Annotated in this window: 17 protein-coding genes; 9 read left to right on the top strand and 8 right to left on the bottom strand. The window is 37.2% G+C overall.

All coding sequences use genetic code 11. From position 1 onward, the window contains the following. Nucleotides 1–429: 429 nt before the first annotated feature. On the top strand, nt 430–900 hold the full coding sequence (locus MHH87_RS09455) for a homoserine dehydrogenase (RefSeq protein WP_340749061.1): 471 nt from the start codon (nt 430–432) through the stop codon (nt 898–900). A 114-nt stretch (nt 901–1,014) separates the two neighbouring features. Here the strand turns inward: MHH87_RS09455 and MHH87_RS09450 are convergent, their stop codons facing one another. Further along, nucleotides 1,015–1,749, bottom strand: coding sequence for a ZIP family metal transporter (locus MHH87_RS09450; protein WP_340749060.1), 735 nt, complete (start codon nt 1,747–1,749; stop codon nt 1,015–1,017). 167 nt (nt 1,750–1,916) lie between these two features. Between MHH87_RS09450 and MHH87_RS09445 the strand changes: the two genes are divergently transcribed. Next, nucleotides 1,917–2,642, top strand: coding sequence for a hypothetical protein (locus MHH87_RS09445; protein ID WP_340749059.1), 726 nt, complete (start codon nt 1,917–1,919; stop codon nt 2,640–2,642). A 317-nt stretch (nt 2,643–2,959) separates the two neighbouring features. Here the strand turns inward: MHH87_RS09445 and MHH87_RS09440 are convergent, their stop codons facing one another. Continuing rightward, nucleotides 2,960–3,157: a YwbE family protein gene (locus tag MHH87_RS09440; protein ID WP_340749058.1), complete on the bottom strand. Its 198-nt coding sequence runs from the start codon at nt 3,155–3,157 to the stop codon at nt 2,960–2,962. 175 nt (nt 3,158–3,332) lie between these two features. Beyond that, nucleotides 3,333–3,932 carry a LysE family translocator gene (locus MHH87_RS09435; RefSeq protein ID WP_340749057.1) on the bottom strand — a complete coding sequence of 200 codons (600 nt, stop codon included), beginning with the start codon at nt 3,930–3,932 and terminating at the stop codon, nt 3,333–3,335. A gap of 277 nt (nt 3,933–4,209) precedes the next feature. Between MHH87_RS09435 and MHH87_RS09430 the strand changes: the two genes are divergently transcribed. The 4 genes from MHH87_RS09430 (at nt 4,210) to MHH87_RS09415 (ending at nt 8,585) form a co-directional block, all read left to right on the top strand. Continuing rightward, nucleotides 4,210–5,583 carry a hypothetical protein gene (locus MHH87_RS09430; protein ID WP_340749056.1) on the top strand — a complete coding sequence of 458 codons (1,374 nt, stop codon included), beginning with the start codon at nt 4,210–4,212 and terminating at the stop codon, nt 5,581–5,583. Between the two features lie 187 nt (nt 5,584–5,770). Next, the gene (locus tag MHH87_RS09425) at nt 5,771–7,243 is read left to right on the top strand and encodes an FAD-binding oxidoreductase (protein ID WP_340749055.1); all 1,473 of its coding nucleotides are present in this window, start codon (nt 5,771–5,773) and stop codon (nt 7,241–7,243) included. Further along, nucleotides 7,233–7,760: a hypothetical protein gene (locus MHH87_RS09420; protein WP_340749054.1), complete on the top strand. Its 528-nt coding sequence runs from the start codon at nt 7,233–7,235 to the stop codon at nt 7,758–7,760. The genes MHH87_RS09425 and MHH87_RS09420 overlap by 11 nt, the downstream gene beginning before the upstream one ends. 102 nt (nt 7,761–7,862) lie before the next feature. Continuing rightward, nucleotides 7,863–8,585, top strand: a complete 723-nt coding sequence (locus MHH87_RS09415) for an AAA family ATPase (RefSeq protein WP_340749053.1) — start codon at nt 7,863–7,865, stop codon at nt 8,583–8,585. A gap of 46 nt (nt 8,586–8,631) precedes the next feature. Here MHH87_RS09415 and MHH87_RS09410 read toward each other — a convergent pair whose 3' ends face one another. Beyond that, entirely contained in the window at nt 8,632–10,191 is a 1,560-nt protein-coding gene (locus tag MHH87_RS09410; RefSeq protein WP_340749052.1) for an aminotransferase class V-fold PLP-dependent enzyme, read from the bottom strand. Next, nucleotides 10,192–10,743: a glycerol-3-phosphate acyltransferase gene (locus MHH87_RS09405; protein WP_340749051.1), complete on the bottom strand. Its 552-nt coding sequence runs from the start codon at nt 10,741–10,743 to the stop codon at nt 10,192–10,194. It abuts the gene before it with no gap. 180 nt (nt 10,744–10,923) lie between these two features. On the opposite strand from MHH87_RS09405, the gene MHH87_RS09400 reads away from it, so the two are divergent. Further along, the gene (locus MHH87_RS09400; protein ID WP_340749050.1) at nt 10,924–11,481 is read left to right on the top strand and encodes an NUDIX hydrolase; all 558 of its coding nucleotides are present in this window, start codon (nt 10,924–10,926) and stop codon (nt 11,479–11,481) included. Between the two features lie 107 nt (nt 11,482–11,588). Here the strand turns inward: MHH87_RS09400 and MHH87_RS09395 are convergent, their stop codons facing one another. Together MHH87_RS09395 and MHH87_RS09390 are read right to left on the bottom strand one after the other, a co-directional pair. Then, on the bottom strand, nt 11,589–12,200 hold the full coding sequence (locus MHH87_RS09395; RefSeq protein ID WP_340749049.1) for a DUF2812 domain-containing protein: 612 nt from the start codon (nt 12,198–12,200) through the stop codon (nt 11,589–11,591). Further along, entirely contained in the window at nt 12,187–12,474 is a 288-nt protein-coding gene (locus MHH87_RS09390) for a PadR family transcriptional regulator (protein ID WP_340750952.1), read from the bottom strand. Before MHH87_RS09390 ends, MHH87_RS09395 begins: the two co-directional genes overlap by 14 nt. 582 nt (nt 12,475–13,056) lie before the next feature. Here MHH87_RS09390 and MHH87_RS09385 point away from each other — a divergent pair. Continuing rightward, nucleotides 13,057–13,569 carry a hypothetical protein gene (locus MHH87_RS09385; protein WP_340749048.1) on the top strand — a complete coding sequence of 171 codons (513 nt, stop codon included), beginning with the start codon at nt 13,057–13,059 and terminating at the stop codon, nt 13,567–13,569. A gap of 67 nt (nt 13,570–13,636) precedes the next feature. Continuing rightward, on the top strand, nt 13,637–13,825 hold the full coding sequence (locus MHH87_RS09380; RefSeq protein ID WP_340749047.1) for a hypothetical protein: 189 nt from the start codon (nt 13,637–13,639) through the stop codon (nt 13,823–13,825). 97 nt (nt 13,826–13,922) lie between these two features. On the opposite strand, the gene MHH87_RS09375 is transcribed toward MHH87_RS09380, so the two are convergent. Continuing rightward, a complete protein-coding gene (locus tag MHH87_RS09375; RefSeq protein WP_340749046.1) occupies nt 13,923–14,084 on the bottom strand; it encodes an aspartyl-phosphate phosphatase Spo0E family protein in 162 nt (53 codons plus the stop codon). Nucleotides 14,085–14,563 lie beyond the last annotated feature (479 nt).

Here is a 14,563-nt window from a genome sequence, read left to right as displayed (position 1 = left end):
GGTGAGGTTGTATTTGAAAATAATAATTTTAATCATAATTTCCATTTTAATAATTATTAGTGTGCTCGATTTTAGAAAAGCGATGTAAAGGGCAGAGGATATTGAAAATATATGAAGTGTATTTGTTCGTTTCCTATTAGCAATGATAATATTAATTTTGGCTATTATTGTATTTCTTTTTTAAATTAAGTGTGCGTTTATAATATGATTTGTATGTAAGAAAAGGATAGCATTTCGGTTAGAACGATTTTCAGGGGCTTGAAAAAGAAAAAGCATTCTTGTATGATGCATAAGTATCTTCAGTTTAAGTTTTAAACAATTAACAAAATTATAAATACTTTTTTCAATTTGGAGTAAGATAAGATTGTTGTTAAAAAAGCGTTATTCATAAGTAAATGCACAAAGTTTTGACATAAGAAAAAAAGAAAAATGACGATTTTTTCTAAAAAGCAATGTAAAATAGATAGAGGCAGTAAATTATTAATGGAAGTTGGGAAAACAATGCAAAACCAAAAGTATAAAGTTTTAAACAATACACTGTTCGAGGTGGCACAAAGCCGTTCGTTTACGGACAAGGATAATCTTGAAGAAAAATTCAATGAACAAGGCCGAATTGTTCTTGTGAGTGATCGAGTTGGAGCAAGTTTAACATTATCGATTGCTAAAAATGATGATGTAATTAGCTTCCTAGTTAAATGGGATGATTCAGAAGAATATTTCAGAGGTTGGAATATGGCTTGGGAAGAGTTTCAGTGGTGTTTGGATGTTGTAAATACAAAGCCAAAAGAAACGGAAGCAACAGAAGCAACAGAAGCTACTGAAGTAACGGAAACAACGACTGAAGCAACGGAAGTAACAGAAGCTTCAGATGTAACGGAAGCAACTGAAGTAACTAAATAAAATTATTTTGCTTAGATTAAAACACCTTTCAACTGCGAGGGTGTTTTTTTCATTGGCTGTTAAATAATTTTGTTGATAACTGATTAAAACTTACCGATTGTTAAAACCACATCGTTAATGCTGAAATACAGTAATGTGGTAAAAATAGTAAAATAACATGCCACTTAGTGCGAATGCAATCAACTTAACAGTAAAAGAACTCTTTAATTCTTTCCATAAAATTTCATAAAAAGTTATATAACTCAACGTTCCAATGGCTGCACCTAAGAACAACGTATACAATCTTAAGTTGTCCGAATTTATAAAGCTACCAATAAATGTTGTAACCATAATGGAAAATGAGAGTAACAAACTTAGTAGAAAAAAGGTTTTTAGTTTGAATTTCGATATTAATACCGCTACCATCATTGTCATTCCCTCAGGCACATGATGAAATAATATTGCCAGAAGTAAAGAAGGATTTTGGAATTGTTCATTTTGATAACTCATGCCTAGCGCAATTCCTGTTGGTATGCCATGGAAAAGGAGTGCAACGAATAATAAAAGATAATTTGTAGATTGGTCAACACGGAACATTTTTATGTTTTGGGTAGCGATATGTAAAAGTAACATAAAAATGATTCCAATCGTTACACCTAATACTATACCAATCGGCTTGTATGTATGTATCGATTCAGGAATTAAATCCAACAGTAATAATCCAGCCAAAATACCACCGCAAAAAAGTAGTAAATATCTAGAATTTCCTCTTAAAGTAGTGCTGATAAATTTTGCCAATCCCCCTCCTATAACCGTACCAAAGAAAACCAAAACCATAATCATTAAGCTGAACTTTAAACTAACCATCATACAAAACCTCCATCGAAGAGTTTCTTCAGTATATTCAGTTTTGAACACTTTTATTTTAAGCGCCGGAAGTCCAAATTAGGTTTACATGAAAGTTTCATGATTCAGTCTATGTGGCATATATAGGAAAGAGCGTATTATTGTACTTATTCGATTCAAGGAGGGCTGAAGTGAGAGCGATATTACAGTTTTCGATATTGATTTTGCTGATGGGGTGTAGTGATGAAGTTACTCAAACCGATGAAACGAACAAAGAAGTGGACAAAGGTGTATCGAATAGTGAGTTGCCAACTAAAAGCAATACAGTAGATGAGCGCACGGTAATTACGGATGAAATAGCAGAAGAGAAAATTGAACTAGAACCAACATTAAGGCTAACAGTAGAAGAATTTATTAATGCCTATAATACTGTCTACGATGAAGTGTATGAAACCTATAAGCAGGTTCAGCAATCAGGGAATAACTTAGAAAAAAGTCCGATAAATGAGTATAATCAATTATATGGTTTGGTCTTTTTTACCCTTGTTAATTCAACCAATCAACTAACTGGAGTAGTAACGGAAGATGGCTATCTTACGGCGATTGGCATTGCACATGAAGTAGAAACCATTGTTTACACAGGGGAAGAAAAGTTTAGACAAACCCCTGAAGGAATACAAATATCAATGATTGTGGATGCATTGATTCAATCAACAAATCCAATGCTTATTGCCGAAGATACGGAATTTATTTATGAAGAACTAGCCAATCAACGGTACGAACAATTGCTAAATAGAGCACTAGTTCAATTTGATGACTTTATTTATTTAGATGAATATATTGAACAAGAAAAAATTAGTAGATTTTATGTATATGTAGGCGATTCAGAAGCAGAGACGGACACACATTCACATTGATAGGTCACTATTTAGGGCAAAATAAAATGCAACACCGGACCATGGTAACGGCGCATTATATGGTGTTTTTTAGAGTGTGTGTCTTTAAATTTGAATTAGAAATTTAATATAAAACATACTAATAAATGGTGTTATTATACTGTTCCGTTACGCGATTTTTATGTTAACTACAAAAAATTAAATGAAAGACTACAACAATGTATTGAATAGACCTAAATGGCAGGTGGATACGTCAATAGGAGTAAGGGGATTTTGTGAGGTTTTAAGAAGAAATGAGCCAGCTAAATCATTGATGATTTGGCTGGCTCATTGCTTTTTTATTTCCCTATAACGTCACATACGCGGCCAATTTGTCCGTCAGTAAGGCGAACTTTTATGCCATGTGGGTGAAATGAAGAATTTGTTAATAAATCCTTAACGATACCGCGCGTTTTATTCCCAGTGCGCTGATCCTTTTTTAAAATAATATCCACTTCAAGTCCTGGATAGACGTCTTTTCGTTGCTGTCCGTTCATTTTGTTGCCTCACAATCTATTTAATGAAGCTATTATAGCATAGCTGTTGTTGTGGGTGTGTGGATAGTGAGCTTATGTGCGTTTAGGGAGGAAATAGGTTCCATAATTTGTTGAATAGAGTGGCTAGCTATCCGTTATGAGCGGATGCCACATCAATTAGGGCGAAACCTAAACCTTAATTATCTAACGCTAACTTCAATCCGAATCCAATTAACACAATCCCAGTTGCTTTTTCAATGCGGCTCTGGATGATTGGTGACATGAGCCATTCCCGCACATAGCCAATGAAAAATACATACAAAATGAACCAAAGAATTGACAGTACAGCATAAGTGAGCCCCATAGCGAGTAGCTGGATTATCGCGGAGCCTTCGTTCGTCACAAACTGTGGTAAGAAGGTTAAAAAGAATACCGCTACTTTTGGATTGAGTAAATTCGTAAGCAACCCTTGTTTAAACGGTGACCCTCCAATAGACAACTTCTTCGGCTGAGCACCCTTCTTTTGACCAAGTTGAATAAACGCAGATACGCCAAGGTAAATTAGATACAGCGCCCCTACCCATTTAATCACATTAAACGCTACAGCGGACTGCATTATGATCGCAGACAGGCCAAGTGCTGCCGCTAACGTATGTACGAGTGAGCCGGTCGTAATGCCAAGCGCTGTTTTATAGCCAGCCTGCTGACCATGTGAGATCGCCGTTTTTGTAACGAGTGCCGTATCGATTCCCGGGCTAATCACGACAAATAAAGTTAGTAAAATAAAAGTAATCAACGAAAATCCCACCTTTAAATATGGTAATATTTATAAATTTAACATACGAATAAAAAACATACCATTTCAATTTAAAAAAGGTTTTATTAAATATGCGTAGAAGTGTTTATTTAGGTAGGGTGAAAATACGAACATTCATGTATAGGGTGAATTAATAATTGAATTCAGTTTAGGCGTTTTGTTTGGTATTGAATTACTTTCAAAAAATCAACATAGTTATAACAATAGTGCTTTTTTTAAGAATCGGTTAAATTAAGTGCATTTGTAAAGATAAGGAGTGAAAGACATATTACATAAACTACAGAAATTTACAAAAATACCTTTAACTAAAATGAAAATAATTGATGCTGAAATTATGCTTTTCTATGATGAAGAGGAAAATGTCGCGGGGGAAGTGCATGAACAAGATGGTTGTATAACGTGTATTAATATTTATAACGAGCCATTTTTTGAGGATGAAGATGAGACTTATTCAAATAGTGAAATAATCGAAACGAGTGATTGCCAGAATTACGAGACTAAAGAGGTACCTGCAGAACAAATTCGAGCACTTGCCTATGAAATTATTGAAACTTTTGATGATCGACCGTTAACACTCGATGCGCTCGTTGATTTTGATGCAAATTATTTAGCAATTTTTGAGGCAACCGATGATCGATATGGTATGGCGCTTCCGAATAGCGGTGCACATGTAACGATTCAAAAGGACGGGACTTTCAGTAGTGCTTCATTTTTTCATGATGATTATACGGTAAATTATCCTGAAACATGGATATTAACGGAAGAGGCAGTGGAAAAACTGCGTCAGGAACAACTGATTGTACTTGGTTTAGAAACGTCTAATCGACCTTGGAGTTATAACTATGTCCCAAATTATAATGTATTTGGTGTCGATGTACATGGCCGTATAAAATATTTATCGGATTTTCCAGAGCTACAAAATATCGGCTATGATGAATTACCTAATGTAGTTGTCTCCGAACGACTTCATACATTAATTGTCGGTGACGATGAACAAGCAATGGTGGAAGTATTCGAGGATGATCATTTACAATCATGGTCGATTGTGCAAGACGACGTAATTGATGAAATAATTGATAATTACAATTTTTTGTATGTACCAGAGCCAGTTATTTATAATTACACGAAGGAGCAATTATATGAACGAGCTTTTAAAGCGCTGAGATATGTTGTCGGAGAAGAATACGGAAATTATAAGTTAGAACGAACACCAAATACGACAGCATTGCTTGAAAAATCACTATTTAGTCCATCTACATGGGGCGAGGAAAGTTATATAATAATTCGCTTCGTCTATCATTTCAAAGACATTCAACTACATGAGCACGCAGTTGAAATGATAATAGACTTTACGTACGCACGAATACTATCCTTAACAGTGCCTAAAATTCCGTATGCAGAGCTAAATAAACTGACACCACCAATGATTACTATAGATGAAGCAAATGCACTAGCTCGCGATCGGGTCAACGTGCAATTAACATTTGAGCGAACGGATCTCGATGAAAATGTATATGAGCTTGCCTATATGATCGATTATCCGGATTCCCCAACAGGTGGAAATATCGAAAGCATTGATGCGGTAACAGGTGAAATCACATATGTGGACACTGGATTTGTGAAATTTTAGGTTAAATTAAGCAACTTGAGAAGTCTGCAAAAGTGGTTATTCCGATAAAATAAAGCATAAGAGAGTAAGACACTTTATAAGGTGCTTTACTCTCTTTTTTATTCTAAAAGTGAAAAATTACACAAAAACGAACTTTTATTATATAATCGTATTAATAATTAATTTCCACTGAAGGAGCTAACTACATATGCTGAAAAAAACTTGGTTTCTTGCTATACTTGTGTGCATTTTAGGCACTGGCATCTTTTTTAACATCCCGATTGAAAAGCGGAAATATGGACTTTCACAAACGAATTTAACAACGGATTATACAGGACTACTGCCGGAAAAAATTGATCGTGTTGTTACTGCTGACAATTCTGCGGCGCTGCAGCAAATTGTTAAGCAGGCGAACGTAGAAGGACAGCACATTTCCATTGCTGGTTTACAACACTCTCAGGGTGGACATACATATTATAAAAATGGCATTGTGCTCGACATGAAAACATTCAATGAAGTACTCGAAGTAAATGTGCAGGAAAAGACAGTGCGTGTAGAGAGCGGCGCAACTTGGGAGGATGTGCAGGAAGCAATTCAGGAGTACGGGCTCGCATTAAAAGTAACGCAATCCCAATCTATTTTCACGGTAGGCGGCTCGCTGTCCATTAATGCGCATGGCAGGGATATTCGCTTTGGACCAATGGCAGGCACAGTGAAGGCAATGACGCTGCTTACGCCAAATGGGGATATTCAAACGTTAACGCATGAACAAAACAAGGAGCAACTAGCTAACGTACTCGGCGGCTACGGATTATTCGGAGTCATTTTAGATGTCACGCTTGAACTAACGGAAAATGACTTGTACGCGATTCAAACAGAAGCACTAAAAACGACAGAATATGAAACGTATTTTAATCATGTACTAGATGATCCAACGATTGCAATGCATTATGCGAGAGTAAGTGTTGCACCTGGCTCGTTTTTACAGGAAATGTATGCGATTAATTATCTCGAAACAGGTAAGCAGGATACCGAAACCCCACTGAAAGGTGAGCAAGGCATGCGTTTAAGTAAGCTTGCACTAGATCTCGGACGACAAGGGGGGCCATTAGAAGATTTATTTTGGACAACACAAAAACGCTATATTCATTCGCTTGACGGGGAAACGATAACCCGCAATAACGTCATGCGCTCCGAATCAACATTTATGGAATTTAAGAAGCCAGGTAAGGTGGAAGTACTACAGGAGTTTTTTGTGCCGGTTGACGCGTACGCAGATTATATGAAGGATTTAGGAAAGCTACTCTCAGCGAAAGATAAAAATGAAGACTTTAAAGTGCATAATATTACGGTGCGCTATGTGGAGAAAGACGACGTGACAACACTGAATTATGCACGGGAGGATATGTTAGGACTTGTTATTTTAATACAGCATGGCTTAAATAAAAAAGATATAGAAAATGCACAAAACATCATCCAGCAGTGGACGGACTTAACGCTTGCGCATGCAGGTACCTATTATCTTCCGTATTATCGTTATCAAACGACAGAGCAGTTTCAAAAGTCTTATCCGAACTGGAAAACGTTTAAGCAGGATAAGCTAGCCGAAGACCCAAATGAAGTGTTTGTGAATCTTTTTTATGATAATTACTTGAGCGAGGAAGCAGCTTATGAACAATAAAAGCACGAAATACTTACCGCTACTTGTAACAGTCGGACAGGTCGTGATTTTTCCGTATTATATACTTTGGCTCAAACAAGTATCGCTGACGTTCACAATGTTTGCCTGGTTATTTGCGCTCCATTCCTTTGCGGCGGCGTTCGGTTATCGGCTCTTTCAGAAAAGAAAACCGGGGACTATTTCGTTCATTTATATTGGCATGGGCGCTGTGTATGTGTTAGTTAGCTTGTTAGATCATTCATTCGAGCTGCTGTTGTATGTTGTGCTCATATTACAGGTGTTCCTTGGTGCCATGCAAGGTTATTTTCGCGCTTGGCATGTGCAACAGAAAAGCTACCATTTAGACGCAGTGCATCATTATGTAATTGTTGGGGTCACGATGCTTGGCCTGTCTTTTATGAAAATCATCTCACCGGTTGTCTTTTTAGGACTGTTTGGTGGGGTGGTTTGTTTATGTGGGATTTGGGAATATGTTATGAAATGCACATTGAGACGTAAACGGCGGAGTTTGAAATGAATTAGTGATGGCTATTGTTATTTGAGTATAATTAATGCAACAATACCCCAATATAAAATAGTTTGAGTCAAAATTTAAAATTCAAATGAGAATGGAGAGCCTATGTATTTAAAAACGGTGCGGTATTTAAGTGAGAAAATTCCTGAAAAACAAAGATATCCATTTAACATTTCTTTTTTAGAAGATTTTAATGAACTTGATATACCGAATAATGTGACATTTTTTGTAGGTGAAAATGGTTCGGGTAAATCTACACTGCTTGAAGCAATTGCGGATTTATGTGATTTTAATACAGCGGGTGGTAGTCGAAATCATCTCTATGATGTACATGAAGCGGGGTCGCATTTAAGTGACTATATTCGTCTTTCATGGGAGCAAAAAGTAGCAAGAGGATTTTTTTTACGTGCTGAAACATTTTATCAATTTGCAAGTCACATCGATCAATTGGAAGATGGTAGGAAGTACGATGCATACGGTGGGAAATCTCTACATCATCAATCACATGGGGAGTCATTTTTATCATTATTTCGTCATGCCTTTGGGGAAAAATCCATTTATCTGTTAGATGAACCAGAGGCAGCGCTATCCCCGACGCGTCAGCTTAGTCTAATGCGTATTATAAAGGAACTAGAGCATGATGCGCAGTTTATAATTGCTACTCATTCGCCGATTTTATTAGGTTATCCAAATGCCACGATTTATAATTTTGACGATGGGCCCATAAATGAGATCCGCTATGAAGAAACGATTCATTACATACTTACGAGACGCTACTTGGAAGCAAAAGATAAAGTTTTAGCTGAATTATTTCTCGATTTAGAATAAAGATAAGGGCGGGAATAAGGCACAAGGAATCAAAAAACGAGGCAAGCTAAATGCCTCGTTTTTCAGATGGGATTATTGTTGTCTCATAGTTAGATAAAAAGGCAAGTAGACGCTGCAAATCTTGTTCGAAATGCGGCTGTATCATTGAAATTTGTGTGAGTGCATGTTGCTTTAAATACCCACTTTCATCGTGCAACATAAAGCCATTTAACCGCGCATCACGGCCGAAATAAGCAAGCGCTTCGGGAAATTGGTATGTGACAACAATTGGATAATGATGTGTTTTGATGCGGTAACTATCAAGTTGCGGCTCATTTAGTAGCATTTTAAGCCGCTTCTGTAACAGCACATAGCGCTCTGGATACTTTTTTAGTGCATCTACAGTAGATGCTACAAAACTAGCAGGCATCGTGAATGGAACTTGGTTTTTAAAATAATTAGCAAGATTACTATAAAGAGGTGCCTCACTGTCAACTGGTATTGTGTTGGTGAAAATAAATGCCAGACCGCCCAGTGCACCAAGCGCCTTTCCACTCACCGCTGTCGCCATAAATAATCCGTCCATCGTAAAGGGGAATGTTCCAAAAGAACTAATACAGTCTGCACATACTGCTACATGATACCGCTGTGCAACTGTAGTAATGGCCTCTAAATTATTGCAAATTCCTAGTGATGTCTCTCCGTGAACAACACAAAGCCAAGCATAATTACTTGAAGATAAATACGTTTCAAGTTCTTCTAGGCTATACGGCTCACTAAATGGCACATCATATACGTCAAACGACAGCTGCCAATTTTGTGCTTGACGAACAAGCCGGTTACCGAATTCCCCATTACTGAGTAGGAGTCCACGTTGCTCGCCAAATTGAGCCTTTATTTGTCCAAGCATTAGATCATTTGCGAGCGTACCAGTTCCGACAACAGGCGTCACATAACGGGCTCCACTCAGTTCAGATAGCTTACTGAGCATCTCGTCATATAATGATTTGAAAAGAGACGAACGATGAGAAAGTGCTGTATAGGTCAGTTCATTTTTTTGTGCGACAGGACCAGGACAAAATGAAATATCCTTGCGCTGTAGTCGTTCCCCTAAAATAAGCCCGTCTGCACGTCGTAGCACCATAGGTAAAAATAGTGCCTCTTCGGCTCCAACTGCTGGTGCAAATGCTTCAAATCCAAGCTGTGTATACAGTTTTTCCTCTCGTGTTGTTCCAGATATGACTGCCGCGCTATAGCCCGCATCAAAAACATAGCGATACAATGCATTCGCAAGCTGTAGGAATACACGACCATTGCGGTACTGTTTTTTCACCGAAAGTAACCGAATTTCGCATAGCTTTAGACAATCTTCTTCGTTTAAGTACTGCTCGACCTCTCCGATTTTACCATCTAACGAAAATGGCCGCTGAATACGAACTGCCAGCATTCCGACAAGCTCTAGGTCTTTATAAACGACGATGTATGTATTGTCACTGTGAAATTTATCGACTAATCGCCTTGTTTCGGTAGGTGTATGCTGCGGGATTTCCTCCACAAATGTTTCGTAATTTAATGCCGCAATTGCCTCGAATTCGTGTTCTGTTTGTGCGATTTTGCACCAATACATTTATTTCACCCTTTCTTTTAGGTTATCTCGATGCTCCCATGTAATCAAGATGAGGGCGAAGAGAAGCGGCCAATAGCTATTGGCATCCACGTACATAATTGCAATACTATACGTAATAAAACCACCAATCATACTAAGTGTCAGGCTTTTTGTAATAGGCAGCGATAGAAGCATGCCTACAACCATGGCGGCTATTAAAAGCGGATTGAAAAATAAAAAACCGCCAGCCATTGTCGCAATTCCTTTACCACCTTTAAATTTCAGCCAAAATGGATACAAATGACCGAGGATACTAAAAAAGATTCCAAGTGCGATTATTAATGGAGAAATCTCCAATGCAAATCCCAATAATACCGAAGAGGCGCCTTTTAAAGCATCTAAAATCATCGTCATAAAAAAGGCAGCCTTGCCTAGCGTTCGACCGGCATTTCGAGCGCCGAGATTGCCACTATTCGCTTCTCGCAAATTCGTGCCGTACCATTTACCAACGAAATACGCAGCCATAATCGTGCCAATGAGGTAACAGCTAATTAAATAAAGAGCGATTGTCAATCCATCGACCTTCCTTCAAGTAAGTTCCTTTTCTTCCATTATACTAAATATTTGTGAGTTAATGAAAGCAATCACAGAGTTCCTACTAGTCAAATGATCGTAGGATAAAATAAATGAGTATATAATAACTATTATAATGAGAGTAATCTTTTCTACTACGCTCTCTGAGTATGATAGAAGATGTGGAATTTTCTAAACGGTTTTGTTAAAGATGTTACACTCGAATCTTCAGCAGTTGATGAGGAATATAAATTCGAAAAGGGATGGTTGAGAATGTTGGAACAAATGGAGTATTACAAATATCTTAGGCAATATGTAGGGACAAAACCTTTAATCTTACCAGGTTCTGTTGTAATCATTCAAAATGAAAGTGGAGAAGTCCTTTTGCAAAAACGTCCTGAAGGGAAATGGGGCTTGCCTGGGGGATTAATGAATCTTGGAGAGAGTTTTGAAAAAGTGGCTGAACGAGAAGTATTCGAAGAAACTGGTCTGCATATACGAAACTTAAAATTGCTCCATGTGTTTTCAGGAGATGAATTTTATATGAAAGCTCCAAATGGAGATGAGTTATATTGTATTACAGCCGTTTTTATTACAAAGGATGTGGACGGTCATCTTCAAATCGATCCATCTGAAACATTGGAAGTACGTAATTTCAAATGTACAAACCTTCCAGAGAAAATGGTCGAGAGTCATCGAAAGTTTATAAATATGTTTAAGGACGAAATTATCTATTAATAAAGTGACTTTCTTATATATTTGCAAACCGAATCTATTAAAGAAGCATTAGGACAATGAATAAGCTGCGCAGAAAGTGTATATCTCACTTTTTGCGCAGCTTACTTTTATTCGGTTAAATTTTTTAAATGTTTTCGATATTGAATAAACGAATAAATAAACATCACAGCACTAATGACGAAAAACCAAGGTATTAGGAAACGCATCATCGCAAAAGGTGTTTCAAAAAGGAAAGAGAACCAGAAGGCACTTCCTTCTTTATCCCATAAGCCAGGCGTTAAGTATTGTGCTTTTATACTATAAAATTTGGCGAAAAGATTATTTTCTGTTGATAGTAACGTCATAAACAAAATCATCCATATAGCAGTGAACAGGGAATGGGTCATTAAGCGTTTAAAATAAGCGATTGTGGACGTTGCATCTGAAAATAATTCATCGTGGCCATTTGCGTCTTTTATCCAATATTGGGATCCAGTCCAACGTGAACCAGCTAAATGCTGCCAGCCAAAGTCTTCATGCATTGCGACATAATGGTGAAATTTAGCATGTGGCATATAATTTTGATAATCAATACGCGCGATTTTTGAAGCACCCGAATTTTTCTTAAATGTGTAGATGCCGATTGGACTTATGTTTGTGCATTCATAGCCACTACTCATTTGTTCGTTAATCCAAGCTTCCTCTTTCATTAAATTGGCGAATAGTTTAAACCTCTTCATTAGAATTCCTCGTTTCATATAGTGATAGTATGTGGGCGAGGCGTTGCTGTTCGATTTCTAAGATGTGTAGGCCCTCTTTTGTAATTCCATACACTTTACGGCGACTATCTTCGGACGGAGCAGGGGCGATCCAATTATGCTTCAGTAAGTTATCAACCGCGCCATACAATGTACCAGCTGCGATTATGACTTCTCCTCGGCTCATGTCCTCTATCTTTTGCATGATCGCATAGCCGTGCAGTGGTTCTCGTAGTGCCAGCAAAATGTAGTGCATTGTTTCAGATAAAGGTAATAGTTTATGTCGCTTCAATTTCTCACCTCCATTTATTCAGTTGAACTGTATAAATTCAGTATATACAGTTTGACTATATAGTTCAACTGAATAACGAGGAAATTCAAAAATAATATTTTTGGCTCTACATCAAAATAAGAACTTGACAGCACATTCCACTCCAGGCGGTCGCTTTCCGCGGGCGTGGCTTGAGCCTCCTCGGGCCAACATGATGTTGGTCACGAAGGCGTTGCCACAGGACGTGGCGTTCTTAGCCTTCGTTCCTAAACGCTTCGTGCGGGGTCTCAAGGCTCACGCTTTTCCCGCAGGAAGCTTTGCTCTGTAGCGAAAGGCGAATGCCGTCAGCTACACTCGCCGCCTTCCGTTCCATGTGCCTATAAAGTAGTACATTTTCTTATAAAGTAAAGGACATATTTTGGTAAAGACCCATATTTTTATTGTCCTTTTCACGCAGGATTAAGAAGTTGCTCATTGAAATAAATCCCGAATACGTTAATTCGTTTTAACTTAGAAACTTTTCCCAGTTCATTTCGTTGTGTTGAAAAAGGGTAATGGAGGAAACACATGCTACTTTTAATTTCTATAATCGGGTTAGTGAGTATTTTTTATTTTAATTCAAGGATTCAATCTGAAGAGGGTCCGCTAGTAAGGAAACTTCGTGCTTATGGATGGATGAATCGTGCAATTGTGGTAGGCGGTTTTGTATTTATAGGCAATGCAGTGTTGTTTTTCAGTACGTGGGGAATCATTACATTATTGACGTGGCTTACAATTCCATTTATGTATTTGGTGTTCATGTTACTTGCGATTTTTGTGAGTATGTATTTTTGGGCGGCTGTTCGAGAGAGTTGGCAAGGTACAAAATCGCAGCAGATGCTCATGGCCATGATTGGCAGTAGCTTTTACAGTATTTTTACTGTAATTTTAATTTATTTATATGTAACGCTGGAACCGAGCACACCGGGTGAAGATGTATTTATGAAAAGTTTGGGCTATATACTAGGCATTGTTGTTACTACTGTCGCTATGCTTACATGCTTTTTAATGACAGCATTTGAAAAGAAATTGATGCACTAGGGTTTCAACGACATAGGCAAAATTAAAAGAATAAAATAGGCCAAAATGGAAACATTAGTTACTGGAGGTGACCATTTTGACAAAAGATAAGCAAAACAAAAAGGGATTAGGTCGAGAAGAATTTGGGTATGGGTTTGACATTAGTGCCGATGATCTAGGTGTTATCGGACAAAATGAGCAAGCAAAAAAACAAAATAAAAATGAAAACAAAGAAAAGCCGAAAGCAAAAAACAATCCGTCTATATTAAATGAATAAGTAAAAGGGCGGTATACAAGGCTTTTCAATGTAAAGAGGATGTCTCATAAAAAGACATCCTCTTTTTATTGACCACTACAATACAATCAACTTCTATTTATGATGCTTTATCGAATTTATTCAGTAACTCATCTAACTCTTGACTGTAATTGACTACTTCAGGGTGTGTGTATCCTAAATCTTTTGCCTTCTTGTACATGACTTTTCTTTTAAATTCAATTAAAAACTTCAATACCTTTTTACGCAATAAGCTAAGCATTATGATTCCTCCATCATCTGTTTTGCACTATTTTTGTAGTGTGAATCTATTAGATATCTATTAGATTTGGTTGAAGCATTTTCATTGTAAACTACTAAAAATGAAAAGGGTGTCACATTATGAGGGACAAAATTTAATTCTTTGATTCGTCACAAAAATGGTTCCAATAAACGAATAAACGAGCAAACTAAAGAAATATAGAGGATTTGTGCGTGAGAAAAGCTCTAGAATTTATGCTTGACAAAATATCTAGAATGCAGAGTATTATTCTAATATTATTTATGAAAAGAGGATGAAAACTTGTGGGAACAATGTTTAAAGGACGTATAAGTAAACAGGTGCTCGTCAGCTGTAGAAGTAGAAAAAAGTCGAAATTCCACCCTTTTTAGCAAAATTTTAATTCAATAAATTTCCAATTTTTTTTTTAATTAAACATAGCAATTTAATTTTGGGGCAACCTAATATTGAAAAAATTATGT

The organism is Solibacillus sp. FSL H8-0538, assembly GCF_038003525.1.
In the GTDB taxonomy this organism is placed as follows: domain Bacteria; phylum Bacillota; class Bacilli; order Bacillales_A; family Planococcaceae; genus JBBOPI01.
Note: the sequence above shows the minus strand (reverse complement) of the source record. Positions and strands in the feature narration are given on the sequence as shown.

What these genes read in the sequence shown, in the direction of transcription:
- MHH87_RS09455 (WP_340749061.1), top strand. Translation starts at nt 430, where the DNA reads ATGACGATTTTTTCTAAAAAGCAATGTAAAATAGATAGAGGCAGTAAA.
- MHH87_RS09450 (WP_340749060.1), bottom strand. Translation starts at nt 1,749, where the DNA reads ATGATGGTTAGTTTAAAGTTCAGCTTAATGATTATGGTTTTGGTTTTC.
- MHH87_RS09440 (WP_340749058.1), bottom strand. Translation starts at nt 3,157, where the DNA reads ATGAACGGACAGCAACGAAAAGACGTCTATCCAGGACTTGAAGTGGAT.
- MHH87_RS09425 (WP_340749055.1), top strand. Translation starts at nt 5,771, where the DNA reads ATGCTGAAAAAAACTTGGTTTCTTGCTATACTTGTGTGCATTTTAGGC.
- MHH87_RS09420 (WP_340749054.1), top strand. Translation starts at nt 7,233, where the DNA reads ATGAACAATAAAAGCACGAAATACTTACCGCTACTTGTAACAGTCGGA.
- MHH87_RS09415 (WP_340749053.1), top strand. Translation starts at nt 7,863, where the DNA reads ATGTATTTAAAAACGGTGCGGTATTTAAGTGAGAAAATTCCTGAAAAA.
- MHH87_RS09410 (WP_340749052.1), bottom strand. Translation starts at nt 10,191, where the DNA reads ATGTATTGGTGCAAAATCGCACAAACAGAACACGAATTCGAGGCAATT.
- MHH87_RS09400 (WP_340749050.1), top strand. Translation starts at nt 10,924, where the DNA reads ATGTGGAATTTTCTAAACGGTTTTGTTAAAGATGTTACACTCGAATCT.
- MHH87_RS09395 (WP_340749049.1), bottom strand. Translation starts at nt 12,200, where the DNA reads ATGAAGAGGTTTAAACTATTCGCCAATTTAATGAAAGAGGAAGCTTGG.
- MHH87_RS09390 (WP_340750952.1), bottom strand. Translation starts at nt 12,474, where the DNA reads ATGCACTACATTTTGCTGGCACTACGAGAACCACTGCACGGCTATGCG.
- MHH87_RS09385 (WP_340749048.1), top strand. Translation starts at nt 13,057, where the DNA reads ATGCTACTTTTAATTTCTATAATCGGGTTAGTGAGTATTTTTTATTTT.
- MHH87_RS09375 (WP_340749046.1), bottom strand. Translation starts at nt 14,084, where the DNA reads ATGCTTAGCTTATTGCGTAAAAAGGTATTGAAGTTTTTAATTGAATTT.